The 24,148-nt window shown below is 61.1% G+C and carries 16 protein-coding genes and 2 pseudogenes; 13 read left to right on the top strand and 5 right to left on the bottom strand.

Annotated elements, in window-relative coordinates:
• Window positions 1–18: 18 nt before the first annotated feature.
• Both DAAHT2_RS10865 and DAAHT2_RS10860 read right to left on the bottom strand, forming a co-directional pair.
• Window positions 19–2,742, bottom strand: a complete 2,724-nt coding sequence (locus tag DAAHT2_RS10865; RefSeq protein ID WP_013164327.1) for an AMP-binding protein — start codon at window positions 2,740–2,742, stop codon at window positions 19–21.
• Window positions 2,743–3,100: 358 nt separating this feature from the next.
• Window positions 3,101–5,395 carry a heavy metal translocating P-type ATPase gene (locus tag DAAHT2_RS10860; RefSeq protein ID WP_013164326.1) on the bottom strand — a complete coding sequence of 765 codons (2,295 nt, stop codon included), beginning with the start codon at window positions 5,393–5,395 and terminating at the stop codon, window positions 3,101–3,103.
• A gap of 119 nt (window positions 5,396–5,514) precedes the next feature.
• Between DAAHT2_RS10860 and DAAHT2_RS10855 the strand changes: the two genes are divergently transcribed.
• The 9 genes and pseudogenes from DAAHT2_RS10855 to DAAHT2_RS10815 all read left to right on the top strand — a co-directional run bounded on the left by DAAHT2_RS10855 (window position 5,515) and on the right by DAAHT2_RS10815 (window position 18,394).
• Window positions 5,515–9,705, top strand: coding sequence for a translocation/assembly module TamB domain-containing protein (locus tag DAAHT2_RS10855; RefSeq protein WP_013164325.1), 4,191 nt, complete (start codon window positions 5,515–5,517; stop codon window positions 9,703–9,705).
• Window positions 9,705–11,972 (top strand): BamA/OMP85 family outer membrane protein, encoded by a 2,268-nt coding sequence (locus tag DAAHT2_RS10850; protein ID WP_013164324.1) that lies wholly within the window; start codon window positions 9,705–9,707, stop codon window positions 11,970–11,972. Before DAAHT2_RS10855 ends, DAAHT2_RS10850 begins: the two co-directional genes overlap by 1 nt.
• Before the next feature lie 125 nt (window positions 11,973–12,097).
• Window positions 12,098–13,330 carry an LL-diaminopimelate aminotransferase gene (locus DAAHT2_RS10845; RefSeq protein ID WP_013164323.1) on the top strand — a complete coding sequence of 411 codons (1,233 nt, stop codon included), beginning with the start codon at window positions 12,098–12,100 and terminating at the stop codon, window positions 13,328–13,330.
• Between the two features lie 159 nt (window positions 13,331–13,489).
• Window positions 13,490–14,311 (top strand): KilA-N domain-containing protein, encoded by an 822-nt coding sequence (locus tag DAAHT2_RS10840; protein WP_013164322.1) that lies wholly within the window; start codon window positions 13,490–13,492, stop codon window positions 14,309–14,311.
• A 67-nt stretch (window positions 14,312–14,378) separates the two neighbouring features.
• Window positions 14,379–14,501 (top strand): annotated as a pseudogene (locus DAAHT2_RS15355) (type I restriction-modification system subunit M N-terminal domain-containing protein); the annotation flags it as partial.
• A gap of 566 nt (window positions 14,502–15,067) precedes the next feature.
• Window positions 15,068–15,925: pseudogene (locus DAAHT2_RS10830) on the top strand (restriction endonuclease).
• A gap of 143 nt (window positions 15,926–16,068) precedes the next feature.
• Window positions 16,069–16,851, top strand: a complete 783-nt coding sequence (locus DAAHT2_RS10825) for a class I SAM-dependent methyltransferase (RefSeq protein WP_013164320.1) — start codon at window positions 16,069–16,071, stop codon at window positions 16,849–16,851.
• 46 nt (window positions 16,852–16,897) lie between these two features.
• Window positions 16,898–17,809 (top strand): pirin family protein, encoded by a 912-nt coding sequence (locus DAAHT2_RS10820; RefSeq protein ID WP_013164319.1) that lies wholly within the window; start codon window positions 16,898–16,900, stop codon window positions 17,807–17,809.
• Between the two features lie 129 nt (window positions 17,810–17,938).
• Window positions 17,939–18,394 (top strand): CBS domain-containing protein, encoded by a 456-nt coding sequence (locus DAAHT2_RS10815; RefSeq protein WP_013164318.1) that lies wholly within the window; start codon window positions 17,939–17,941, stop codon window positions 18,392–18,394.
• Between the two features lie 382 nt (window positions 18,395–18,776).
• On the opposite strand, the gene DAAHT2_RS10810 is transcribed toward DAAHT2_RS10815, so the two are convergent.
• Window positions 18,777–19,178: a pyridoxamine 5'-phosphate oxidase family protein gene (locus DAAHT2_RS10810; RefSeq protein ID WP_013164317.1), complete on the bottom strand. Its 402-nt coding sequence runs from the start codon at window positions 19,176–19,178 to the stop codon at window positions 18,777–18,779.
• Window positions 19,179–19,439: 261 nt separating this feature from the next.
• Here DAAHT2_RS10810 and DAAHT2_RS10805 point away from each other — a divergent pair, with 261 nt between their 5' ends.
• Window positions 19,440–19,766 carry a hypothetical protein gene (locus DAAHT2_RS10805; RefSeq protein WP_013164316.1) on the top strand — a complete coding sequence of 109 codons (327 nt, stop codon included), beginning with the start codon at window positions 19,440–19,442 and terminating at the stop codon, window positions 19,764–19,766.
• A 33-nt stretch (window positions 19,767–19,799) separates the two neighbouring features.
• The gene (locus tag DAAHT2_RS10800; RefSeq protein ID WP_013164315.1) at window positions 19,800–19,955 is read left to right on the top strand and encodes a rubredoxin; all 156 of its coding nucleotides are present in this window, start codon (window positions 19,800–19,802) and stop codon (window positions 19,953–19,955) included.
• Between the two features lie 53 nt (window positions 19,956–20,008).
• On the opposite strand, the gene DAAHT2_RS10795 is transcribed toward DAAHT2_RS10800, so the two are convergent.
• Entirely contained in the window at window positions 20,009–20,548 is a 540-nt protein-coding gene (locus DAAHT2_RS10795; protein ID WP_013164314.1) for an acyl-CoA thioesterase, read from the bottom strand.
• 197 nt (window positions 20,549–20,745) lie between these two features.
• On the opposite strand from DAAHT2_RS10795, the gene sbtA reads away from it, so the two are divergent.
• Together sbtA and sbtM are read left to right on the top strand one after the other, a co-directional pair.
• Complete coding sequence (gene sbtA, locus DAAHT2_RS10790; RefSeq protein ID WP_041718976.1) at window positions 20,746–20,958, top strand: SbtA family thio(seleno)oxazole RiPP natural product precursor; 213 nt, start codon at window positions 20,746–20,748, stop codon at window positions 20,956–20,958.
• Between the two features lie 136 nt (window positions 20,959–21,094).
• A complete protein-coding gene (sbtM, locus tag DAAHT2_RS10785; RefSeq protein WP_013164312.1) occupies window positions 21,095–22,708 on the top strand; it encodes a thio(seleno)oxazole modification radical SAM maturase SbtM in 1,614 nt (537 codons plus the stop codon).
• On the opposite strand, the gene DAAHT2_RS10780 is transcribed toward sbtM, so the two are convergent.
• Window positions 22,705–24,063 (bottom strand): M16 family metallopeptidase, encoded by a 1,359-nt coding sequence (locus DAAHT2_RS10780; protein WP_013164311.1) that lies wholly within the window; start codon window positions 24,061–24,063, stop codon window positions 22,705–22,707. The two genes, sbtM and DAAHT2_RS10780, sit on opposite strands and share 4 nt — an antisense overlap.
• Window positions 24,064–24,148 lie beyond the last annotated feature (85 nt).

The raw sequence follows: 24,148 nt of genomic DNA, 5'->3' as shown, positions 1-24,148 counted from the left end.
CGCTTGCGGGCACTCTTTTTACGATTCGTCCGATTCAGGCGCCAAAGCGGCTACCTGTTCCCGCAGGGCGGCGGCGATCATGCCGGAGCGATCGTTTGCCGAAGCCTCCCCGCCCCCCTGCCGTCCGGCCAGCAATTGTTGGGCCGTCAGGGCCGGCCCGAACTTGATGCTGATGGGGTGCGGCCGGAACAATTTCCGGCCTCGAGGCCAGGCCTGGTAAGCGCCGGCGATATGGGCTGGTACCACATAAACCCTCTTGCGGTCAAGCAGCATCCCGATGCCGGCCCGGAAGGGCTGCAGTCGCCCCTCCCAGGAACGCTCCCCTTCCGGAAACCAGACCAGGTTGCATCCTTGGTCCAGAATCACCGCCCCGTAAGCCAGGCTGGTGGCGGTGGCCCGCCGGGGATCAATGGGCACCACCTGGCCCAGGCGGCAGACCAGCCGAAAAAAGGCGTTGCGGAAAGCCACCTCGGCGTTACCGGCGTAATAGGTTTGGCGAAACCGGGCAAATGGCAGCGCCGCGCCGATGGCAAAGGAGTCCAGGAAACTGACATGGTTGGGGGCCAGAATAAAAGGTTTATCATCGGGCAGGTGCTCCAACCCCTCAACCCGCAGCCGGAACAGGAGCCGAAAAAGCAGCCGGTTGAGCTGGTACAATCCCCACACCAAGGCCACCTGCAGGGGGTTTAAGGGTTTGAGCCAGCGACGGCTCTGCTCTTTGAGCACCGCTTCCGGGTCGGCCAGCGGATCGGCCACCCCCCCCTCCTGGCCGCCGCCGTTGCCATGCACGCTTAATTCCACCACCTCGTGCAGCAAGTCCCGCACCGTTTCCACCCGGCCGATGACCTCCTCGGTGAGTTGCACATCGGCCTGCTGGCCGATCTCGGCGGCCAGGTTGAGCCAGCCCAAAGAATCGACCCCCAGGTCCAAATGCGGGCTAGTGTCCGGGCTGAGCCGCACCTTGGGGTAACGCCGGGCCAGCCATTCCCAGACCCGGCTGGCCGACCGGTTTTCCAGCAGGGCCCGGTCGTGATCGGACATCTCGTTAAGCGGCATCGGCCCGGTCTTGTCGGCATGGTGCTGTTGCGCTCGGGCCTGTTGATAACGTCCCGGCAACAGGTGGCGACGGATCTTGCCCAGCCGGGTGCGGGGCAGAGCCTCGCGGCTGAGGGCGAACTCGTCGGGGCGCTGGTAGGAAGGCAGGCGGTGGGAAACCTCCAGCAGTGCCTGGCGCAGGGCCGCCTCTTCGTCCTGTTGACCGGCCCGGCGCAGGGCGGCCAGTTCCGGCACCAGCAGCACCGCCAGCCGATCATCCCGACTGAGCACGCCGGCTTCACGGATGAAGGGATGGGTGGTCAGCCGATCTTCCAAGGCATCGGGCTGGATATTCTTGCCGCCGGCAGTAACGATCAGGCTGGAGGCCCGGCCGACCAGAAAAAGAAAACCGTCCCGATCGAGATAACCCAGGTCGCCGGTTCGAAACCAGCCCTCTTTAAGGGCCGCCGCCGTCTGCTCCGGCAAGTTGTGATAGCCGGCAAAGACGTTGGGGCCACGGGCCAGCACTTCGCCCATGGGCGGTGCATCTGAACTCTCCGAGGAGTCTTCCGCCAGTGGTTCCAGCCGCAGTTCCACCCCCGGCACCGCCCGGCCGACGCTGCCGGGCCGCCCACCCACGGGAGGGTTGATGGTGAGCAGGGGCGCGGTTTCGGTCAGCCCGTAGCCGATGGCCACCTGCCAGCCCAGGGCCTCCAGCCGCCGGGCCAGCTCCGGATCAAGGGCCGAACCGCCGGAGGCCAGCAGCCGCAGGGAAGAGCCGAAGCGGCGATGCAGGGGCGCCAGCAGCATTTTACCCGCCCGCAGCCCCAGCCGACGCTTGCACCAGGCACTAAGGCCCAGGGCGGTGCGGAAATAAAGCCGGGCCGCCGCGCCGCCGTCGGCCACCTTATCTTCAACCCCCTGGTAGAGGGCCTGGTAAAGGCGGGGCACGCCGATCAGGGCGGTGGCCCGGCCAGCCTTCACCGCCCGCAGAATCCGGGGGCCGGTGAGCACATCGGGCATGATCAGGGGCAGCCCCAGGGCCAGCGGGGTGAGCAGCCCCACCACCAGGGGATAAACATGGTGCAGAGGCAGCGGCAGCAGCACCCGGTCGCGGGCGGTGACCAGGCCGGCGGCGGCCACCGTATTGAGTTGAAAGGCCAGGTTGGCATGGGTTAAAGGCACCCCTTTAGGCGGTCCGGTGGTGCCGGAGGTGTAAAACATGGCGGCGGGGTCTTCCGGCCGGCGCTTAGGGAAAGCGGCCGGGGGGGAGCCGGTGGGCAAGTCGTTTAAGGGTAGCAGTTTAAGCTCCGCCGGAGCCGATGAGTTGTTTTGGTTAATTTTAGCAAAGCGCGACTCCTGGCCGGTGCCAACGAAAAAATAACGGGCGCCGCTGTCCGCCGCCACGTGGGCCAGGCCGTCGTCGTCCAGTTGGGCGTCCAGGGGCAGCAGCACTCCGCCGGCACGCAACACCGCCAGGGCGGCGATGATCCATTCCGGCCGGTTTTCCCCCAGCAGCCCCACCAGCCCGCCGGGCTCAAGCCCCATGGCCAGCAGCGCCCCGGCCACTTCATCAACCCGCTCGCTCAAACGTTGATACGACCACAAGCGGGTGCTTTCGGCCTCCACCAGGATTAGGGCCTGCTGCTCCCCATACCCCGCCAAGTAATCGAGCATTTCTGACAATGTATCGTACTGTTTGCTCATACTCCGCACCCTCTACATCGTCCCTTTGAGGTCTTTGGTTGTGGCCAGGGGGTGGGGGCCGCGAAAACCGGTAGCGGCTCATTCTCGGCGTGCATCCTGCCCGCCTCCGAGGTGGCGGCGGCCTCCTGCACGTCCATGTGCCCGGCCGCCGCCAAACCCGCCGCTACCGGTTTCCGCGGCCCCCGTCCAGGGATCACGCGGCTTGCTTTTCGCCCAAGAACAGTCCGTGATTGCATAAAACAATGCCCCGGCGGAAGCCCGGCAGTGCCGCAGGTTTGGGCAAGCGGAACGGCGCCGCGTACCCCGGTACGCAAGCCGGGCCGATCGCCCAAAGATGCGGTGCTGCCGGGCTTCCGCATCAGTGGAACCAGCGGAGGCGCAAGGTATTCAGCACCACCGAGATGGAGCTGAAGGCCATGGCGGCGGCGGCCAGCATGGGGTTTAAAATAATGCCCCAGAAGGGGTAGAGCACCCCGGCCGCCACCGGAATCAGCACAATGTTGTAAAAAAAGGCCCAGAACAGGTTCTGCCGGATCATCCGCATGGTGGCCCGGGAGAGCCGGATGGCCGTGGGCACCCCGTTCAAATCGCCGGAAATCAGGGTAACATCGCCGGCTTCCATGGCCACATCGGTACCGGTGCCGATGGCGATTCCCACGTCGGCCCGGGCCAGGGCCGGGGCGTCGTTGATCCCGTCGCCCACCATGGCCACCAGCCGCCCCTCGTGCTGCAGGTCTTTGACCGCCGACTCCTTGTCTTCTGGCAACACCTCCGCCATCACCCGGTCGATCCCCACCTTGGCGGCGATGGCCTCGGCGGTGTGGCGGGCATCGCCGGTGAGCATAACCACCGTCAGGCCGAGCTTGCGCATGGCGGCAATGGCCGCCGCCGAAGATTCCTTGACCGGGTCGGCCACCGCCAGCAACCCGGCCGGCTGGTCATCCACCGCCACCAAGATGGGGGTTTTACCTTGGGCCGCCAGCTCTTGGGCCTGCTTTTGCCAGCGCTCCTCCAGTGCCACCCCTTCCCGGGCCAGCAGGCGGGCGTTACCCACCAGCAGGCGGCGGCCGGCCACGGCGGCCTGCAGGCCGTGGCCGGGCACGGCGGTGAAATCGCTTACCGGCGCCAGTTCCAGGTCCCGCTCCACCGCCTCGCGGACTATGGCCTCGCCCAAAGGATGTTCCGAGGCCTGTTCCACCGCCGCCACCAGGGCCAGCAGCTGGTTTTCGTCTAACATGCCGGTAAGGGTAAAAATATCGGTCACCGCCGGGGTGCCGGCGGTGATGGTGCCGGTCTTGTCCAACACCACGGTATCGAGTTTATGGGCCAGTTCCAAAGACTCGGCCCCTTTGATCAGAATCCCGTTTTCCGCCCCCTTGCCGGTACCCACCATGATCGCCGTGGGGGTGGCCAGCCCCAGGGCGCAGGGGCAGGCGATGATCAGCACGGCAATGAAGACGGTGAGGGCGAAGATCAGCGAAGGTTCGGGGCCGTAGGCCCACCAGAAGAGGGCGCTGACGGTGGCGGTAATAATCACCGCCGGCACGAACCAGGCAGCGATACGGTCCACCAGCTTCTGCACCGGCGCTTTGGAGCCCTGGGCCGCCTCCACCAGGCGGATGATCTGGGCCAACATGGTATCCTTGCCCACCTTGGTGGCCCGCATTTTAAAGCCGCCGCTTTTGTTGATGGTGGCCCCGATCACCTGATCCCCGGACTCCTTGCTCACCGGCAGGCTTTCGCCGGTGAGCATCGATTCGTCAATGCTGGAGCGGCCCTCAATAATCTCGCCATCCACCGGGATCTTTTCCCCGGGCCGCACCAGGATAATTTCCCCCACCTGGACCTCTTCGATGGGGATGTCAACGATGGTTTCAGCTTCCGCCTGCTCCGCCGGCCGTACCACCCGGGCGGTCTTGGCCTTCAGCCCCATGAGCTTGCGCATGGCCTCGGAGGTTTTGCCCTTGGCGCGGGCCTCCAGCAGGCGACCCAGCAGGATCAGGGTGGTGATCACCGTGGCCACGTCGTAGTAAAGCTGGTAGGGAAAGCCCAGGCCAGTGAGAAAATCGGGGGCCACGGTCATGGCGGCGGAGTAGAACCAGGCCGAACTGGTACCCATGGCCACCAGCACGTTCATGTCGCTGGTGCCGTGGCTTAACGAGGCCCAGGCGCCCCGGTAAAAGCGCCAGCCGGAGAAAAACTGCACCGGGGTGGTAATCAGCAGCAGGGTATAGGGGTTGCCCAGCCAGGCCGGCACCACCCCCACCGCCCAGTCGTGCCAGGCCATGGGCACCATTTCCGGCAGGCTGCCATACAGCACCAGGGTGGTCAGCACGGCGGCCAGCGAGAAGTCGAGCTTCAGTCGTCGCAGGGCCTGTTCCCGCTCCTGCCGCTCCCGGTCCACCGCGGCGCTGTCCTGCTCGGCCGGGGCGGCGGTAAAACCCAGAGAATCTACCGCCGCCATCAACTCTTCCGGGGTGATCCGCCCCTGATCGTAATCGACATAGCCCTTTTCCGCCGCCAGGTTGACCCGGGCGGAGGCCACCCCCTCCTGGCGGGCAAGCACCTTTTCGATCCGGGCCACGCAGGAGGCGCAGCTCATGCCGGAGATTTTCAGTTCCAGGCGGTCCGTGGCTGTTTTGGCTTCTTTCATGGATTCACCGGTATTTTTTTCACAAGATGTTGTATAATACATGATCGCTGCTTATTTTAAAACCTCTCACCCTGTAAGGACTCCTGGGCTTACCCCCGGCCACCGTTTGCCATATAAGCATGCCCACCCGCCCTCTCACCATAAGCGCCGTTTTACTGATTCTGCTGCTGTTGCTGGCCGGTACTCTTTACGCCCTGCGGGAGACCGTGATCGGGCCGCGCCTGCTGGCTGCCGCCAACGGCTATCTGACCCCAACCCTGGGGCTGGAGCTTACCGCCGCCCAAGTCGGGGGCAATTATTTCAACTCCCTGGTGTTGCAGGATCTCCGTTTAACCGATGCGGCCCCGAATGGCGACCCGCCATTGGCCGTGCCGGCGGAACTGGAGGCCAGTCAACTGCGGCTGAGCTACCATTTGCCGGCCCTGCGCCACGGGGCGGCGGCCTTTGTGGAAACCCTCCGGGTGGAATTAAGCCGGGGTGAGTTGACTCTGAATTTACCGCCGGCCAACGAAAAGACTGCTCCCTACCCGCCCGAGGCGCGAAATATCGGGGAGATTGTCGCACCGGCCGAGCTGGTACCACTGTTTACCGCCATGGTGGAGCTTGCCCCCCGGCTGCCGACCATCAAGCTGGAACAGATGGACTTTGCCCTGTACAGCGGCGAACTGGCCCTGATTGCCGCCGACCTTGCCCTGGATTTTAACCCCGCCCTGGGCACCGCCGACGCCCCCACCAGGCTCAACCTGCACAGCGCCTCTTTTGCCCTGCAACACCCCCGGCTGCAAAACCTGCAAGCCCCTTTGCACCTTGAGGCCACCGCCGGCCGCGACCACCGGGAGGGCAGCCTCGCCCTTGCCCGACTCGACTGGGGACAACTGCTGACGGTGAGTAGCGGCCGCCTGAGCTGGTCGGGACTGGAAACCCTCGCCGCCGCCGAGGAAACCCGGCCACTGAAGCCGCAGCTCGAACTGGCGTTGCAACTGCAGCTTCTTGAGACGGCGCTGAGCGGGCGAGCCAGGCTGACCCCGGAGCAATGGCAGGGCGAGCTGACCACCGGCGTTTTCCACCTGGCTCAACTTGAACCCTTCCTGGTGGAGCCGCCCCGCTTGCAAGGCGATTTAGCCCTGAGCGGTCATCTTAAAACCTCTCCCGCCGCTTTCTGGGAAACCCTCAGCGGTGAACTGGCGTTGCAACTGCAGCAGGGCGCCGTGGCGGAGCACCGTTTAGGCGACCTGGAGCTGCTGGCCCGCATCCAACAGGGAGAGTTGCATTTGCCCCGGCTGACCGCCGCGTTGGGAGACAACCGGCTGGAGTTGGAACGCCTGCAACTGCCTTTGCCGGCCCTGCACCAGGCCGACTGGCGATCTTTGCTGGACCAGAGCCTGGTGGGTGAGTTGCGGGTCGATTTTCCCACCCTGCCCGAACTGCTGGACGCCACCGGCCTCCCCTGGGAAAAGGCGCTGCCGCCCCCGCTTTTTGAACTCACCCGGCACCGACTGCAACTGCAGGCGGATTTGCAACAGGGCCGCCTGCGGCTACGGGATTTACACCTGACCAAAGGCAGCGACCGCCTCGCCGTGCCCCGGGCGCTCATCGGCCCCTGGCCGGAAGATGATGATTTCCGGCACCTGCCCCTGGAAGGTGAAATTCACCTGGCGCTCGGCAATCTGGCTGAATTCACCCGCCGCTGGCAACTGCCGGCCCTCGGCGGCCGCCTGCAGGCCGACCTGGTTCTAGCCGGCAGCCCGGCCGAACCGCAAGGCTTTTTGAACCTGGAGGCAAACGCCTTGAGCCGGCAGGAAGAGGAACTGCTGGAATACATGCAAATAATCCTCCGGGGCGACCACCGCCGGCTGCACCTGGAACGCCTGCAGCTGCGACACCATGACGACTATTTGCAGGCCGGGCTGATTTTAGACCCTGCTCCCCTGCTGGACGCCCTTTGGGCCGACGAGACCCAAGGTTTGGCAGAAATCCTGGCTGAACTCAACTGGGAACAACTGCAAGCATCTTTCGAGCTTGCCGAACTGTCCCCCTACACCGAGCTGCTGCTGCCGCCCTGGCACATAAGCGGCCGCCTGCAGGGCGAGATCAGCGGCGCCGGGCCGTTGCGTCAACCCCAGCTGGCCGCCCGGCTGCAAGCCCTCGACCTGCAACTACCGGCGGCCAGCGAGCTTGCGGCCTTACCCAAATTGGATCTGGTCAGCGTCGAGTTGGAAATGGCCCGGCAGCAATTGCGGCTGTCGCACCTGCTTATCCAACACCAGCAGGACCGATTGGAGGCCCACGGGCTGCTCCGGCTGCCCATTTTAAGCCTGCCGGCCCTGCCCGAACCGGATACCCTGGAGTTGCAGGAACTGGAGCTAAACCTGGCGGTGGCGGAGTTGGCCGCTTATGCCGCCTTACTGCCGCCGGAGTTAACTGGTCAGGGGGGCCACGAGGGAAACGGCAACGGGCTGCCGCAGGTGGCGGCCAGCGAAATGGACACTCCGGTGGAGGCCCCATTTATGGCCGGCGCCCTTACCGCCAGACTCCAAGGTGAAGGCAACCTGGCCGATCATTCCTTCCGGGCCGAGGCCGAACTCAGCCAGGGCCGGCTGGCGGATTTCACCCTGCAAAACTTTACCGGCCGAGCGAGTTTCAGCCTGCCTGGTGCCGAACCGACCGCTTTCCAGCTTAGCAGCGACTTTCAGGCCCACTACCTGTCTTACCAGGAAAGAGTGGTGGCCAACGAACTGGCAAGCGACCTGAGCTACGCCGCCGGAACCCTCGCTATAGAACAGGGAGAAGTGCTCAGCGACCAAGCCCGCTTACTGCTGGGTGGAGAGCTGCAGGGCCTGGGCGAGGAAACCCTGACCCTGCTTTTCCACCGGCTGGAACTGGCCGCCGATGACTTGACCCTGGCCCTGGCCGCCCCGGGCCGGTTGCAGTTTACCGGCGGCCGGCTGCATGACGCCGAACTGGAAATGGAGGGCCTGGGCGCCTACCTGAGCCTTCAGGGAGGCTATGACCCCACGGTTCCCGGCGCCGAACTGGACTTCCGGGCCCGCCTGCACAGCGATGAACTGAGTTGGTTGAGCCCACTGCTGCCCGGTGTCCGGCGGGTGGAGGGAAGGCTTACCGCCGAGTTGGAGTTGTTTGGCTCACTGGCCGAACCCCAGGTTCGGGGGGGGATCGAACTGGAGGAGGGTGAGCTGCGCCCCGAAGGCGACACCCCGGCCTTCAGGGAAATCCGTGCCCGGGCCGATTTTGATTCGCAAGGCCTGGAACTGCTGTTCCTCGATGGCCAGTGGAGCGGTGCCCCGTTGGCCATCCGAGGCCGGGTCGATTTTCCGGCCGCTTTCCCGCTGGCGGTTAACGGTGAAGCGTTCAGCCGGGAACTGCGCTTTAACCTTACCCTGCAGGGCGAAGAGGTGCTTTTTTACCGGGCGGAAGGCATCCGGGTCCGGGGTCGGACCGACCTGACCCTGACCGGTCCCTTGGCGGCACTGCGGCTGGCCGGAGAAGTGGGCATCAGCGAGGGGCGCTATACCCGCAATGTCGATTTCCTGGAGATGTTCCGGGCGCCAGGCGCGCCCCGACGCCCCAACGGGCTGCGGCTCTTTTCCCTTACCGCGCCGCCCTGGCGGGATATGACCTTCAATATCCGGATCATCGCTGATCAACCCTTTGTGGTGCACAACATCATGGCCCGGGGCAGCCTGCGGCCCAACCTGCGCCTTACCGGCAGCGGCGAGCTGCCGGTGCTAAGCGGTGAAATTTTTCTCGACCCCACCCGGCTGACCCTGCCTTCGGGACGCTTTCAAATCGAATCGGGCCTGATCCGCTTTCCCGATCACGATCCCGACCGGGCCGAATTTGACCTGCTGGCCACCGCCCGGCTGCTGGGTTACGACGTTAGCGTGGTGCTGCAGGGTACCGCCGACGAACCGATCCTGACCTTGAGTTCCAGCCCACCCCTGGGGGATGACGAACTGCTGCTGCTGGTGCTCACCGGCCAGCCCCCGGCGGCCGTGGGCCATGAAACAGCCCGCCGGCGGGCCGGTATGAGCATGGCGGTCTTTCTGGGCCGGGACCTGCTGGCCCGGATCTTTCACGGCGATGAGCCGCCCAGCGACGAAGCCATCCTGGAGCGCTTTCATATCGATGTGGGCCGCAACATCACCCGCAGCGGCGATGAAACCATCGAGGCCGAACTGCGCCTGGTGGACGACCTGATCCGCCCCGGCGACCGGTTGTTTATTACCAGCGAAAAAGATATTTACGATGATTTCAATATCGGTCTTAAAATTGTCTTCCGGTTCCGCTGATGCACGGTAAACGATTTGCCATACCGCCCACCGGAGGCACAAACGGCCTGGCCCGGCCCGGCTGCCGGCTGCTTTTGCTGCTCCTGCTCATCATGCAGCCGGCCTGGCCGGGCCTGGCTGCTGCCCAGTATTCCGCCGATTATCCCGCCGTTGAGCCACCACCGGCCACAGAAACAGCAGCACCGGAGGTTACCTTCCGCTTCATCGGCAACCAGGCACTGAGCGAAGAACGCCTGCGCAACGCAGCCGCCGCCGATTTAAGACTTTTTGCCCGCTACGGCCGGCTCACCGCCATCGATGACGCCGCCTACCTGATGCAACTGACATACCGCCGCGCCGGTTATCACTTCGCCGAAGTGGATTACGAACTCCACGAAACCCCCGCCGCAACCAGGGTGGATTTACTGATCAGCGAAGGGCCGAAGGTGGTGCTGGGCGAAACCTCTTTTACCGGCAACACCGTTTTTAGCAACCGGGAGTTACGCACCCTGGTGGAAAACATCATGCGCAATGATACCACCGGCCCGCCCCCCTTTGTTGAAACCCGCCTCAATGAAGCGCTCAACCGCATTCGGGAGCTTTATCTCAACGAGGGTTACCGGGAGATCAACATCGAGATCGGCGACATTTTTTTTCAGCCGGTCAACCAACAGAGCCCATCGCCATTATTGGAAACGCTGCAGGCCAACGTCCCGATCTATATCGACGAAGGAGAGCGCTGGCTGATCGTAGCCATCGAGCTGGACCAGCCCCCGCCGGCCCCAGCCGCCGACGCCATTGCCCGGGCCCTGGCCACCGCCGAGGCGGAATTGCTGAGCAAGCCTTATTTTACCCGGCGCAAGCTGGTGTTGCGGAGCCATTTGCTGGAGGCCTTCCACGAAACCGGCTACCCCGAAGCCCAGGTGCTGATCCGGGATTTAACCGGGGATATGCCCGGAGAAATCACGCTGCGGGCCGAAATTACCAGCGGCCCCCTGGTGATCATCGAGGAAATCGAAGTCAGCGGCCACCGGCGCACCTCCACCAGGTTCATCAACCGGCGCTTGCACCTGACCCCCGGAGAGGTCTATAACGAGCGCCAGCGCCGCGATTCCTTTCAGGAGCTGTACCGCAGCGGCCTGTTCAGCCGGATCGACTTCCAACTGCTGCCGCTGGAAGAAGTGGATGAAACCGAAGAGGAAGAAGAAAGCACCCGCCGCCTGCTGGTTGAGGTGGAAGAAGCCGACAGCCGGGAGCTTTTCCTGGCCGGGGGGTGGGGGTCGTATGAAATGCTGCGGTTGCGGACCGGTTTCGTAAACCGCAACCTGTTTGGCCACGGCCGCATTCTACGCCTGGAAACCGGCGGCTCGATGAAAGGGGCCGACGTGGAGGCGGCCATTACCGACCCTTGGCTTTTTGAGACCCCGGTCCAGGCTGATTTCCCGGTTTTCTACCGGGTGCGGGAAGAACCTTCTTTCACCCGCACCGAAAAGGGGCTGGGGCTGCTGTTTTCCCGGCAACTGCCGCGGGACCGCACCGCTTCGGTGGGCTACCAGGTCCGGCGCAGCGATATCAGCAAAATCAAACCCGACGCCGACACCGAGAGCCTGGAAAAAGGCTACGGCATTGCCAGCCTCAAGTTTCAGCTCAGCCGGGACACCCGCAACGATATCTTTTTCCCCACCGCCGGCCATCGCACTTACGGGGCGGTGGAAACCGCCGATAAGGTGCTGGGCAGTGAACTGGACTTTTTTCGCTTCACCACCGGCTGGCGCAAATTCCGGCCCCTCTCCCCGACCCTTACTTTGGGGGTACGGGTAGATTCCGGCCTGATCATCCCCAGCCGCGACCAGGTCACCATTCCCCTGGGCGAACGCTTCTTCAGCGGCGGGGAGAACTCGGTGCGCAGTTTCCGGGAAGGGCAACTGGGCCCCAAGGACCTTAAAGGCCGGCCGGTGGGCGGCATGGGCTTCAACACCCTGAACCTGGAGCTGCGCCGGCGGCTCACCGACAAATTGGCCTGGTCAATCTTTGCCGATTACGGCAATATCTCCCCCAACCGCTCCCGGGCCGAGGAAGGGGAAGAGGCCTTTACCCGCGGCTCCGAGGTAATCGATGCCACCCTGAACGATTTTTTCAGCGACTTTCGCCCCGGCCTGGGCACCGGCCTGCAATACCTGCTGCCGGTGGGCCCGGCCCGCCTGGATATCGCCTTCAACCCCGACCGCCAGGACGACCGCCACGAAACCACTTACGTTATCCACTTCAGCCTGGGCATGGCCTTTTAGTAATCGTCCAGCAGCACCGCATCTTTGGGCGATCAGCCAGGCTTCGTGAAAAAATGCTTCTTTTATGGTAACAAGGCCTCTAACTTTTGTCCTTTAACCTCAATTGTCCGCAGGAGGATTATTTTATGGCACGGATCAACGACAACTATCTCAAACTCAAGGCCGGCTACCTTTTTCCCGAAATCGGCCGGCGGATCAAGAATTTCACCGAGGCCAACCCCGAGGCCAAGGTTATTCGCTTGGGAATCGGCGATGTCACCCGCCCCCTGGCCCCGGCGGTGATCGAGGCCTTTCACCGGGGGATTGACGACCTGACCAAGGTTGAATCATTCATGGGCTACGGCCCCGAGCAGGGCTACGACTGGCTGATCGACACCATCATCGACAACTGCTTTGCCCCCCGCGGGGTGCAGCTGAAGCGCTCCGAGGTCTTTGTCTCCGACGGCTCCAAGTGCGACTGCGGCAATATTCTGGATATCTTTGACCTGGGCAACCGGGTGGCCATCGGCGATCCGGTCTACCCGGTTTACAACGACACCAACGTCATGGTGGGCCGCACCGGCGAGGCCGACGAGCAGGGGCATTATGAAGGGGTGGTCTACATCCCCTGCACCGAGGAAAACAACTTCACCCCGCCCATCCCGGCGGAAAAGGTCGACCTGATCTATCTCTGTTTTCCCAACAACCCCACCGGCGCGGTGGCCGGCAAGGAGCAGTTGCAGCAGTGGGTGGATTACGCCCTGGCCAACCAGGCGGTGATTTTGTTCGACGCCGCCTACGAAGCCTTTATCACCGACCCGGCCATCCCCCACTCCATTTACGAGATTCCCGGGGCCGAGAAGTGCGCCATCGAGTTTCGCTCCTTTTCCAAAACCGCCGGTTTCACCGGGGTACGCTGCGCCTTCACGGTAGTACCCGAAGCCCTGATGGGCAAAACCGCCGACGGCCGGGAAGTGGCCCTGAACGGGCTGTGGAACCGCCGCCAGGCCACCAAGTTCAACGGGGTTTCCTACCCGGTGCAAAGGGCCGCCCAGGCGGTATATTCGCCGGAAGGCTGGCGCCAGAACCAGGAGATCATCGCCTACTACCTGGAAAACGCCCGCCTGATCCGGGAGGGTTTGCAGGCCGCCGGCGTCACCTGTTTCGGCGGCACCAACGCCCCCTACATCTGGCTGAAAACCCCGGGCGGGTCGTCATCGTGGGACTTTTTCGACCGGCTGCTCAACGAATGCCACGTGGTGGGCACCCCCGGCTCGGGCTTCGGCCCCGCCGGCGAAGGCTATTTCCGCCTTTCCGCCTTCGGCCAACGGGAAAACGTGGAAGAAGCGGTGGCCCGGATTCGTAAAAACCTGGCTTAGGGGAGGGGGCGTTAGCTTGTGTGCCTGGAGCTTCCTGCTTCAATCTGACCCCGCTCCCTGTAGGCGTTGCCGAACCTCGCATGTCTTATGAAGGCCATCAGTTCAGCGACCCTGAGCCCAAATCTGGCGAGTTCGCCATAATTAAACCTGAGAAACATTATGGCTAAGAACAGAAAAATAGAGGTTCAGGGCGCCGAAATAGCCGTTGTTAGTAATCAGGAGCAGGATTTTATTTCCCTGACAGATATTGCAAGGTACAAAACAGATGACACCAGTGCTGTTATAGGCAACTGGATGCGCAACCGGAATACGATCGAGTTTTTAGGGATCTGGGAGTCGCTGTATAACCCAAATTTCAAACCCCTCGAATTCGAGGGGTTTAGAAAACAGGCGGGGCTCAATGCCTTTACCCTTTCTCCGCAGAAATGGGTAACGACCACAAATGCCATAGGTTTTATCGTTAAATCTGGTAGATATGGAGGCACATACGCCCATAAGGATATTGCTTTCAAGTTTGCCAGCTGGATCTCCGTCGAGTTTGAACTCTACATTGTTAAGGAATTTCAACGCTTAAAGGAAGAAGAGCAGAAACAGCTTGGATGGTCAGCCAAGCGAGAATTGGCCAAAATCAATTACCGCATCCACACCGACGCCATCAAGACGAACCTGATCCCGCCCGAGCTGTCGCCCCAACAGATCAATTTCATCTACGCCAGCGAAGCAGACTTGCTGAACATGGCCCTGTTCGGCAAAACCGCGAAACAGTGGCGGGATGAAAACCCGGACCACAAAGGCAATATTCGCGATGAAGCCAATGTCTCCCAGCTTGTCTGCCTGGCCAACCTCGAAACCCTGAACGCCCATTTTATTCACCAGGGGTTGCCCCAGGCAGAGCGGCTGAAAATTCTGAACCAGACTGCCATTCACCAAATGAAACTTTTGCTTACGGACAGAAACGTCAAGCAGTTGGAGGGGAAATAAACATGCTGCAAAACAACCCCGAACTCAAAAGCAAAATCGACCAGCTCTGGAACAAGGAACCCCCTGAATGAACCCCACCGCTCCCATCATCTCCAAGGTCTGGAGTTTCTGCACCACCCTGCGCGACGACGGGGTGAGTTACGGCGACTACCTGGAACAGCTCACCTACCTGATCTTCCTGAAGATGGCCAAGCTGGAAGAAGTTTCAGGATGCAGCCAACTGGATCAACTTACAGCAGAGCACCTGGTCACGATTCTGCAATCCGAGGAAAGACAAACACTTTGGGATCAATGCGCTGATTACCCTACCCTGCTGTTGCGTGGTCAGGAAATTGCCGATTCCCTCTCAGAACCGCAAAAAACCGCATTGCGCTTGAAAAATCACCTGCAACACCTTGAATGGCACCTGGCACGCCTTTACCGGATTCGCTGCTGCATCGTCCATGGCTCGCCCGTTCGCTTCCGCCTTGGGCTTCTTACAGCCAACCTGGAGTACTACCTCAAGCAGGTCATTTTGCTTGTTATCTCGACATTCAAAAACAACGGGCACGTAGAAGGGCTCGCCGATTTCTTCGAGCGGGCCGCTTTCGCCTGCAAACAGGCCATGGAGGAACTGGAAGCCTCGGATTCCGGACCGGATAATGTACGCTCCGCCGTTTTTCGCGATTTCGTTTTATGAACCCGACAATGGCTAAAAGTTTCAGGGGCCTGATGAGCCGGCAGACAGTTGAAAGAAGCCGATAAAAAGAATAGCCTATGCCGATCCCAAAGTTCCAAGAAATCACCCGCCCCATGCTGCAGTTGGCAGCGGATGGGCAGGTTTGGTCACTTGCCGAGGCGCGGGAAGAACTGCTTCCCAGCGGGCGCCAGGCGCGCTTTGCAAATCGAGTCGCCTGGGCCAAAGTTTACCTTGAGCGAGGCGGCCTGGTATCGTCGCCGCAACGGGCGCATTTCCAGATAACCGAACGCGGCCGGGTGGTGCTTCAAAACCCTCCGGACGAAATATCAATCAAATTCCTCAGCCGCTATCCGGAGTTTCAGGAATTTCGGAATCGCTCCGCCAAGAGCCCCGAGACCGGGCTGGATGATGAAAGCTCGGATACTCCGGAGGAAACCCTGGAGGCGGCATATCTCACCATTCGCAAAAACCTGGCCGCCGAGGTTTTGGAGCAGGTTAAATCGTGTACCCCGCGCTTTTTTGAACATCTTGTGGTCGAGTTGCTGTTGAAGATGGGTTACGGCCGGGCCGGCGGCGGCGCCGGTGAGCGGGTAGGCCAATCAGGAGACGAAGGCATCGACGGAATTATTTCCGAGGACCGCCTGGGCCTGGAAATGGTGTACTTGCAGGCCAAACGCTGAGAGGGAACCGTGGGCCGGCCGGAGATTCAGAAGTTTGTCGGCGCGCTGCACGGCCGGAGAGCCCGCAAGGGCGTTTTCATAACCACCGGTTCATTCTCAGCCGAGGCGACCGCCTACGTGCAAACCATCGACCCCAAGGTCGCCCTTGTCGATGGCAAGCAGCTTGCAGAGTACATGATCGACTTCGGCCTCGGCGTTTCCCTGGCCAGCGCATACGAGGTCAAGCGGATCGACACCGATTACTTCGAGGAATAAGAGGGCGCGATGACCATCGCATGGAAATTCCAGGCCACTGGCCAAACCTGCAAGGAATGGGAAGCCGAAAAGCTGAACCAGCCCCGAAGGACGGCCTCATTACTCCTTCCACGCATGGTGGATGAGCTAAGGAAACAAAACCAATGCAAGACACCAACCGCCTGTACACCGACCTGGCCTGGCTCTGGCCGTTGTGGGGCGATGTTGCCACCGAATACGCGCATTACTGTCGCCACGTCAGCGGCCTGATCAAGCGGCACGGCCAGCTCCAGAGCGGCACCCCGCCCGGCACCTTACTGGTCATCGGCTGCGGGGGTGGCAAGAATGTTTTTAATCTCAAGGGGGAGTTCAGCGTTACCGGGGTTGATCTCAGTCCCGTCATGCTGGCCCAGGCCCGGAAGCTGAACCCGGAGTGCACCTTCATCCAGGGCGACATGCGTTCCTTCAGGCTCGCCGATACCTTCGACGCGGTGCTGATGGACGACGCCATCTCCCACATGAACTGCCTTGACGATTTTACGGCGGCCCTGCAAACCGCCCATGCCCACCTCAAGCCGGGGGGCGTCCTGATTGTCACCCCGGATGTGACCACCGAGAACTTCCGGCAAAACCACACCACCGTCTCCCCCGCCGCCCCCGGCACCGCTCCGCCGGGCCTGGAGGTGGTCTTCGTCGAAAACATCTACGACCCCGACCCCTCCGACCAGCAGTACGAAGCCACCATTTTATACATCATTCGCGACCAGGGCCGGCTCCGGATCGAAACCGACCACTGGACCCTGGGCCTGTTCAGTCTCAACACTTGGCGGCGGGTTCTGCACGAAACCGGCTTTACGGTGCACGAAGGGAGTTACTACGATGGCGAAGATGAATACACGGTGTTCGCCTGCGCAAAAAATGCCGAAAAACAATGTACCGAGAGGTGATCGTTGCCCCGAGCCGACTGGGAAAATAAATTAAGGAAAACATTTCATGACTGAAACTCGTCGAATTCGCAAAGTGCTCAGGAGCAAGCCGACCATGGAGGGGGCGGGGGTGCGCCTCAATCGGGTGTTCGGCTTCAGCGAAGTACCGCTGCTCGATCCCTTTCTGCTGCTGGATGATTTCCGCGCCGACCAGCCGGAGCACTATCGCAAGGGTTTTCCCTGGCACCCCCATCGCGGGATCGAAACTATCACCTATGTTCTGCGGGGAGAAGTGGAGCATGGCGACAGCCTTGGCAACCAGGGGGTCATCGGCGCCGGCGAGGTCCAGTGGATGACTGCCGGCAGCGGCATCATTCACCAGGAAATGCCCAGGGGAGACGAAAGGGGCAGAATGTACGGCTTTCAACTCTGGGCCAACCTGCCGGCCCAACAAAAGATGATGGACCCACGCTACCGCGATGTCATCAGGGAACAGATCCCCGAGGTCCAGTTGGCCAACGGGACCACCATCCGGGTGATCGCCGGGGAGGCGGCCGGGGTCAAGGGCCCGGTGGGGGATATCGTGATCGACCCCGAATATCTCGACATCACCGTGCCGGCCAACGCCGAATTTCGCCATCCCACCAAGCGGGGCCATACCGTCTTTGCCTACGTCATTGGCGGCCAGGGCTACTTCTGCCGGGAGAAGACCCCTTTCACCTTCGAGGTGGAGGGCACCAACTACTTTGACATTCAGCGCGACCCCTTTGTCGGCAACGGCAGCCTGGTGCTGTTTGCCGACGGCGACGAGGTCCTGGCCTTCACCGAGGACCAGGAGGTCCGCTTTTTGCTGATCTCCGGCCAGCCGCTTGGCGAACCCGTTGCCTGGTACGGCCCCATCGTGATGAACACCCAGGAAGAGTTGCGCCTCGCTTTCGAGGAGTACGACCAGGGCACCTTCATCAAACACCGGGGTTAGGGTTTTTGCCTGGGGTTCTCTTTTGGGTTGACATCTCTGCGCGCAATTCCCGACAATCGGTTTAGAAGGTTCCTGCTGGCATGGTCCCGATTTTTAGGCCATGTGACAAGATTTCAGGGAGGAAAAGGGATGCCGATTGGAGAATTCTGTAATCGTGAGGTGGTGGTGGTCGACCGGAGCTGCCCGATCATCGAGGCGGCGCGCTTGATGCGCAACCACCATGTCGGCTGTCTGGTGGTGGTGGAGGGTGACGAAAGCCTTCGGGTACCGGTGGGAATCGTCACCGACCGCGACCTGGTGGTGGGGGTACTGGCTGAGGAGATCGATCCCGGCGCGCTCACTGTGGCCGATATCATCACGGTCGAACTGTTTACGGTCGGCGAGGCGGAGGAGCTGCTGGATGTAATTGCCCGGATGCGGGTCCAAGGGGTGCGACGGGCCCCGGTGGTCAACGCCTCGGGAGGGCTGGAAGGCCTCATCGCGGTGGATGATCTCCTGGAGCTGCTGGCCGAACAGACCACCGGCCTGGCCGCCCTGGTCCGCCATGAGCAACAGGTGGAGCGACAACGCCGCCCGCCGTTATGATGGCTGGCGCTGAATTTTCACCGGGCTGTTAATCCGTCTTTCTTCAGGCGTGAGGGCAACCTCTATCGGGTGCGGAGATCAGGATGCCGGGAGCTGAAGAGATGGGCAACAAAGGACCCCCGGCCAGCACTTTCCATAGCGACAGCAAGTCGCAGGTGAGTGGGGACAGAATTTCTTATTGACCCCAAAAAAATCGGCTCAGCAAATAGTAGACCAACGCTCCCACGCCCAGGGAGCCGTAGGTCAGCAGTCAGGGCGGGCAGTCGTCGATCCGTCGTTTAAGCAGGAGAAAGGTCGCGACTCCAGCCGGCAGTGCAAGTAAAATCAGGATAATAAAGTCCATGGCGGACTGGGCTCGCCCCTGCTAAGCGGTTAACCTGATTTAACTGATCGGCAGGTTAGCCGGGTCGGCGCCAACCAGAGGCAGAATTTTTTCCACCGCGAATGAAACCAGGAATGTCGGCCCCAGCGCTTCATCTTCCTCTGCTGTCAGGTGTCGGCGTTTCAGGGCTTTAATTTTCTCGGGGTCTGTCTCTTCCTTGATTTTTTTGAGAAACAGACGAACCCCACGTACCCCTTGCCCCTCTTCGATATACAGATAAGTGGCATGGGGGTTTTCCTTTACATTACGATGGGTTAGCCGGTCGCGCATGACAAAGGCCACAGTACCATCCTGCTGGCAATGGGGGGTGCTGTAAACAGCGGCGTCAACCTTGCCGTTGGCGGCGGCGGTGGCCAATATCCCCCGGCCACGGGTGCCGGCAAAGTATTCATCAATTTTCATCTTTTTGCTCCTGGTTTTGTTCGCAAGAGATCTGGGGACAGACCCGGGCAGCTTGTGCCAGACCACGCAGCACACTCTCAATTTCGCTCCAGAAAAGGCCTTTTCCAGGCCCGGATTGTATAATACAACGGCTAACGTTACCCAGTAAAGGATAAAGATTACTTTTTCAGGGTGCGCTATTTTCTTTACAATAAGTATCCTGGCTGTTTATAATAAAAATTATTATTATTTTACAATAAAGCCAATATGGGGAGCAAAGTGATGGAGATCAAAATTGACAAAAACCTGGTTGAGCTTAAACCCGGAACCACGGAAGAGACCGAAGGATTGGAAAAATTATGGCGCTTGCTGGTTGACTGCATGCGGAAAAACCGTAAAATGGTTCCGGTTGGTGAGTATGTGCCGGGCAAGGAAAACCTGGCCCGTTTTTATATAGAGGAGTTGCCTGGGGGCCAGACTGAGTGGTCTACGGAGAGGGCGCCGAAAGATGAGGCCTACTACTGTGCCACTTGTAACAAGTATATGAATGTTAAAAAAGGTGCTGAAGTTCCCAAGTGTTGTGGGCGAGAAATGGAAGCCATGGATTAAATACTGCTCTCTTGTAAAAAAGGAGGAACAACCATGCAAAAGTACGAATGTCCTTGCGGTTACGTTTATGACCCGGCCGAAGGTGACCCCGACAGCGGCATCGAAGAGGGTACCGCTTTCGCCGACCTGCCCGATGATTGGGTCTGTCCCAAGTGTCAGGCCGAAAAGGAACACTTCTACCAGATTTAATCGAAAATGAGCAGGGCGAAGGAGGTTAAACTAAACCGCTTCGCCCTGCTCGGTTATGGCGAAGTGGGGAGCGGGCAGTTTTCAGCGCTGCGGCAGGCCTTTTCGTGTTTTTTCTCCTCCAGTCGCACCCGGCGGCGGTCCTGGGCCTGCCGGTTACGGCGGCGATCATCATCGCTTTCCAGCAGCAGGGGGGCGATGGGCCGGGGGTGGTAGTTTTCGTCCAGGGCCACGAAGGTCAGGTAGGCCGAGGCGGTATGGCTGATTCTACCGGTTTGAAGGTCCTCGCTTTCCACGTTGACACCCACCTCCATGGAGGTGGTGCCCACCAGGTTGATACTGGCCCGCAAGGTCAGCAGGTTGCCGATGAATACCGGATTGTGGAAGTCCAGGCGGTCGATGGAGGCGGTGACCACATTGAATCTGGTATGGCGGCGGGCGCAGACATAGGCCGCGTCATCGATATGTTTCATCACGACGCCACCATGGACGATTCCGGCCGGGTTGGCATCTTGCGGCAGCATCATGTGGGACATGATCACCCGACTGGCGGCAACCGTTTTGGCCTCAAGCTTTTCCGTTGCGACATTTTTCATGACCCCCCCTGTCTGCTCCTGGCCCTTGGCCACCAGTTTTAACAAGTGACTAAAGCGTTTGAGCATTAAAGTTAAATTGTGCTAAAGTGACATCAGTCTGTTTTGCAGGCCATCGCGTCAATTTTGTACCAGCTTCATTATAACTGCGGGACCCGGAAATGAGCAAGGCCCCGCGCAACCCCTGCAAGGAGGTATTTATGAAGTCCCAGGACGCAAAAGGTGTTTTGGCTGGGCTATGCTTGGCCGCTTTGATCGCCGGAGGAACTCTGGCCGCGCCGGCGCCGGCCTTGGGTGCCAGCGGTTGTGCTTCCGGCGGTAAAGCCAACCAGAGCATGGGTAACGCCGACGACGGGGATGACGGCCCCGACGGGGAAGAGGAAGAAGAAGGTGAAGAAGGAAACGGTAGCTGAGAAGGAACAGGCAGCTGATAAGCTGCCCAAGGACGCAGGTTGCGTCCTCAGACCAAAAACGGTTTCCAGGAACCCCAGGCAGGAGAACCGCCATGGCCTCCTGCCTTTTTTCGTTTACCCACCTGTTTGAAGATTTATGAAGAACAGCACTAACTCACCCCTGGAGAAGATTTTTCCCGTCTGTCATCGCCTGGTCACCCCCGAAAAGTGGAACCTCCTGGTTGGGACGCTGGCTGGTAACGAGCAATGGGAAAAACTGCCCGAAGCCATTGCCTCCCAAAGCCAAAACCTGGCCTTACCCCCTTATCTGGCAGAGCTGGCCACCCTGGAAGCCGCCGTGTGGGCCTGCCGAAATGAGCCGGTTAAGCCACCAGCTAAAACGGAAGAAAAAAAACTTAACCCCTCCCTGCAGATCCTGAACTGCACCTGGCGCAACCTGGCCAACATGCTTGCGCCCGAGGCGCAACAGCAACCAGCCCCGGAACCCGGGGAGGAGACCCTGCTGGTTTGGCTGGGACCCAGAAGCGGCCGAGTCCGGGTGCAAGCAGCCACCGCTGACGATCTGCTGGCCTTGAAAATCACGGCGGAGCAGCTGGCCATTGGTCCCACCGCCCTGGAGTTTGGGGTGGCGGTGGCCAATATGCATCGGGTGGTGGAAGAGGCCAGAAAAAAGGGGCTGATCCTGGCCCCAGAGCCCTTGCTGGTACGGGACCGGGAGAAATTCACCCCGCAAACAAAAGAGTTTAAACGCTTCTTAACGCCCCGGGTGTTCACCCTCCAGTGGCACATTACCCAGGCCTGCGACCTGAACTGCAAGCATTGCTACGACCGCAGCTCCCGCCACACGATGTCCCTGGAGCGTGCCTTTCAGGTGCTTGATCAGTTGGAAAGCTTTTGTGATTCCCGCCAGGTCAGGGGCAAGGTGACCTTCACCGGGGGTAACCCCTTGCTCTACCCCCAATTTAACACCCTATACCGGGAGACGGTTAAACGGGGCTTCCCGGTGGGCATCCTGGGCAACCCCGCCTCCCGGGAGCGGATGGAGGAGTTGGTGGCCATCCAAGCGCCCACCTTCTATCAGGTCAGCCTGGAGGGGGTGCCGGAACACAATGATTTTGTCCGCCAGGCCGGCTATTTTGAACGGGTTCTGGCTTTTCTGCCAATCCTGAAAGAGCTGGGGATCTTCTCCCAGGTTATGCTAACCCTTACCCGGGACAACATGGCCCAGGTGCTGCCCCTGGGTGAAATCCTGCGAGACAAGGCGGACCTTTTCACCTTCAACCGTTTGTCGGCGGTGGGCGAAGGAGCCCAGTTGCTGATGCCCGATCCCGCTGAATATCAGGCTTTTCTGCGGGAATACATGCAAGAGACGGGCAACAACCCGGTGCTGGGCCTCAAGGACAATCTGATCAATATCATTCGGGACGAAAAGGGGCGCAAACCATTTGGCGGCTGCACCGGTTTTGGCTGCGGTGCCGGTTTTAACTTCGCGACCCTGCTTTCAGATGGCGAACTCCACGCCTGCCGCAAGTTTCCTTCCTACCTGGGCAATATTTATCGGGAAGGGCTGGCGGCGGCCTACGATTCTCCGGCCGGAAAACGCTACCGGGCCGGCAGCGCCGGCTGCCGCAGTTGCAAGCTGTTGCCGGCCTGCGGCGGCTGCCAGGCGGTTATTTACAGCTCCGGCCTTGATCCCGCCCATGACCGGGATCCTTATTGTTTCTACGCCCAAGCCCCGGCTCAACCTTAGTTTTCACCGCCCACAACGACGGTGATCAGGCCTTCGGGATCCAGTCGCCGCTGGAAGGCGTCGCGGATACTCTCGGCGCTTACGCTTTCGATGTGGTCATTGTAGGTGTGCAAGTAGTCCAGGGGCAGGCCGTAAAAACCCATCATGGCGAGGTTGCTTACCATGTCGCGGTTGGAGGCGGTGCGCAGCGGAAACCCGCCGGTGATGTTGCGCTGGGAGGCCTGCAGTTGCTCGGGGTCCGGGCCCTGCCGGCGGAAGCGCTCCAAGGTGTCGCGCATCACCTGGATGGCCTCGTCCGCCTGCGCGGCCTGAGTCTGAACGCCCATGACGAACGGCCCTTCCACTTCCATGGGCACGAAAGAGCTGTTGATGCTGTAGGCCAGCCCCCGAGCATTGCGCACCTCTTCAAAGAGCAGCGAGGTCAGGGAACGGCCGCCCAGCATGTGATTGCCCACGTAAAGCGGAAAGTAGTCGGGATCTCCCCGGCGCATCCCCGTCTGGCCCATGAAGATGTGCGCCTGTTCCGAAGGGAAAGGCTGGCGGATGACCCGCCCCTCGGCCACGGGTTCGACCTCCGGCAGGGGCGCCGCCGCCTGGCCTTCCGGCAATGCCGCCGCCACCCGGGCCGCGATTTCCTTGGCCTGCTCGCGGCTCACTCCGCCCACCAGCACCAGCACGCCATTGCGAGCCACGTAGAACTGCCGGTGGAAGGCCTGCACCTGTTCACGGTCGATGGCGGCTACGCTCTCCGGCGTGCCCAACGGCGGCGAGGCATAGGGATGATCGCCAAAGACCGCCTCGAAGAAAAGGCGCCGGGCCACGGTGCCGGGCCGCTGGGCCTCTGCCTCCAAGGCCACCAGGCTCTGGCGGCGAGCGCGTTCCAGATCGCGCTCGGAAAAGCTGGGTTGACCGAGCACGGTGGTGAAGGTGGTCAGGGCCCTTTCCAGCCAGTCGGGCTCGACCAGGCTGCGAAGGCTTAAATAGGCCATGTCGCGCGCGGTGCCGGCATCGTACTGGGCTCCCACCGATTCGAAGCGGTCAGCGATGGTATCCGCGTCCCAGTCGCCGGCCCCGGCATTGAGCAGCCCGTTGGTCAGCCGGGCCAGCCCCGGCTGGTCGCCGTCCCGGGCGCTGCCGGCGCGAAAGACCAGGCGCAAATCCAGCATGGGCAACGCCGGGGCGGCCATGAAATAGACCTTCAGCCCGTTTTCCGTCTGCCAGTGTTCAATCCCCGCTGCCGACGGCCCCGGCCCCGACCCTGCCTGGGCGCCGGTCGCCAGGGTCAGCAACAGCACCAGCAGGGAGTAGAACAGCAACCGTTGCCAACCTGTTTGGTGTTTTCTTTGCGAATTCATTATATTACCGCCATTTTCTCGGTTTTCCGGTTTTTTCGGTAATCGGGGACAGTTTTCAAAACTGTCCCCTCCTCAACGGGCTGAT

It is taken from the genome of Desulfurivibrio alkaliphilus AHT 2, assembly GCF_000092205.1.
Classification (GTDB): domain Bacteria; phylum Desulfobacterota; class Desulfobulbia; order Desulfobulbales; family Desulfurivibrionaceae; genus Desulfurivibrio; species Desulfurivibrio alkaliphilus.
The sequence above is the reverse complement of the archived record's forward strand: the minus strand, read 5'-3'. Positions and strand labels throughout refer to the sequence as shown.

Coding starts and splice junctions, on each gene's coding strand:
- DAAHT2_RS10865 (WP_013164327.1), bottom strand. CDS start 2,742: ATGAGCAAACAGTACGATACATTGTCAGAAATGCTCGATTACTTGGCG.
- DAAHT2_RS10860 (WP_013164326.1), bottom strand. CDS start 5,395: ATGAAAGAAGCCAAAACAGCCACGGACCGCCTGGAACTGAAAATCTCC.
- DAAHT2_RS10855 (WP_013164325.1), top strand. CDS start 5,515: ATGCCCACCCGCCCTCTCACCATAAGCGCCGTTTTACTGATTCTGCTG.
- DAAHT2_RS10850 (WP_013164324.1), top strand. CDS start 9,705: ATGCACGGTAAACGATTTGCCATACCGCCCACCGGAGGCACAAACGGC.
- DAAHT2_RS10845 (WP_013164323.1), top strand. CDS start 12,098: ATGGCACGGATCAACGACAACTATCTCAAACTCAAGGCCGGCTACCTT.
- DAAHT2_RS10840 (WP_013164322.1), top strand. CDS start 13,490: ATGGCTAAGAACAGAAAAATAGAGGTTCAGGGCGCCGAAATAGCCGTT.
- DAAHT2_RS10825 (WP_013164320.1), top strand. CDS start 16,069: ATGCAAGACACCAACCGCCTGTACACCGACCTGGCCTGGCTCTGGCCG.
- DAAHT2_RS10820 (WP_013164319.1), top strand. CDS start 16,898: ATGACTGAAACTCGTCGAATTCGCAAAGTGCTCAGGAGCAAGCCGACC.
- DAAHT2_RS10815 (WP_013164318.1), top strand. CDS start 17,939: ATGCCGATTGGAGAATTCTGTAATCGTGAGGTGGTGGTGGTCGACCGG.
- DAAHT2_RS10810 (WP_013164317.1), bottom strand. CDS start 19,178: ATGAAAATTGATGAATACTTTGCCGGCACCCGTGGCCGGGGGATATTG.
- DAAHT2_RS10805 (WP_013164316.1), top strand. CDS start 19,440: ATGGAGATCAAAATTGACAAAAACCTGGTTGAGCTTAAACCCGGAACC.
- DAAHT2_RS10800 (WP_013164315.1), top strand. CDS start 19,800: ATGCAAAAGTACGAATGTCCTTGCGGTTACGTTTATGACCCGGCCGAA.
- DAAHT2_RS10795 (WP_013164314.1), bottom strand. CDS start 20,548: ATGAAAAATGTCGCAACGGAAAAGCTTGAGGCCAAAACGGTTGCCGCC.
- sbtA (WP_041718976.1), top strand. CDS start 20,746: ATGAAGTCCCAGGACGCAAAAGGTGTTTTGGCTGGGCTATGCTTGGCC.
- sbtM (WP_013164312.1), top strand. CDS start 21,095: ATGAAGAACAGCACTAACTCACCCCTGGAGAAGATTTTTCCCGTCTGT.
- DAAHT2_RS10780 (WP_013164311.1), bottom strand. CDS start 24,063: ATGAATTCGCAAAGAAAACACCAAACAGGTTGGCAACGGTTGCTGTTC.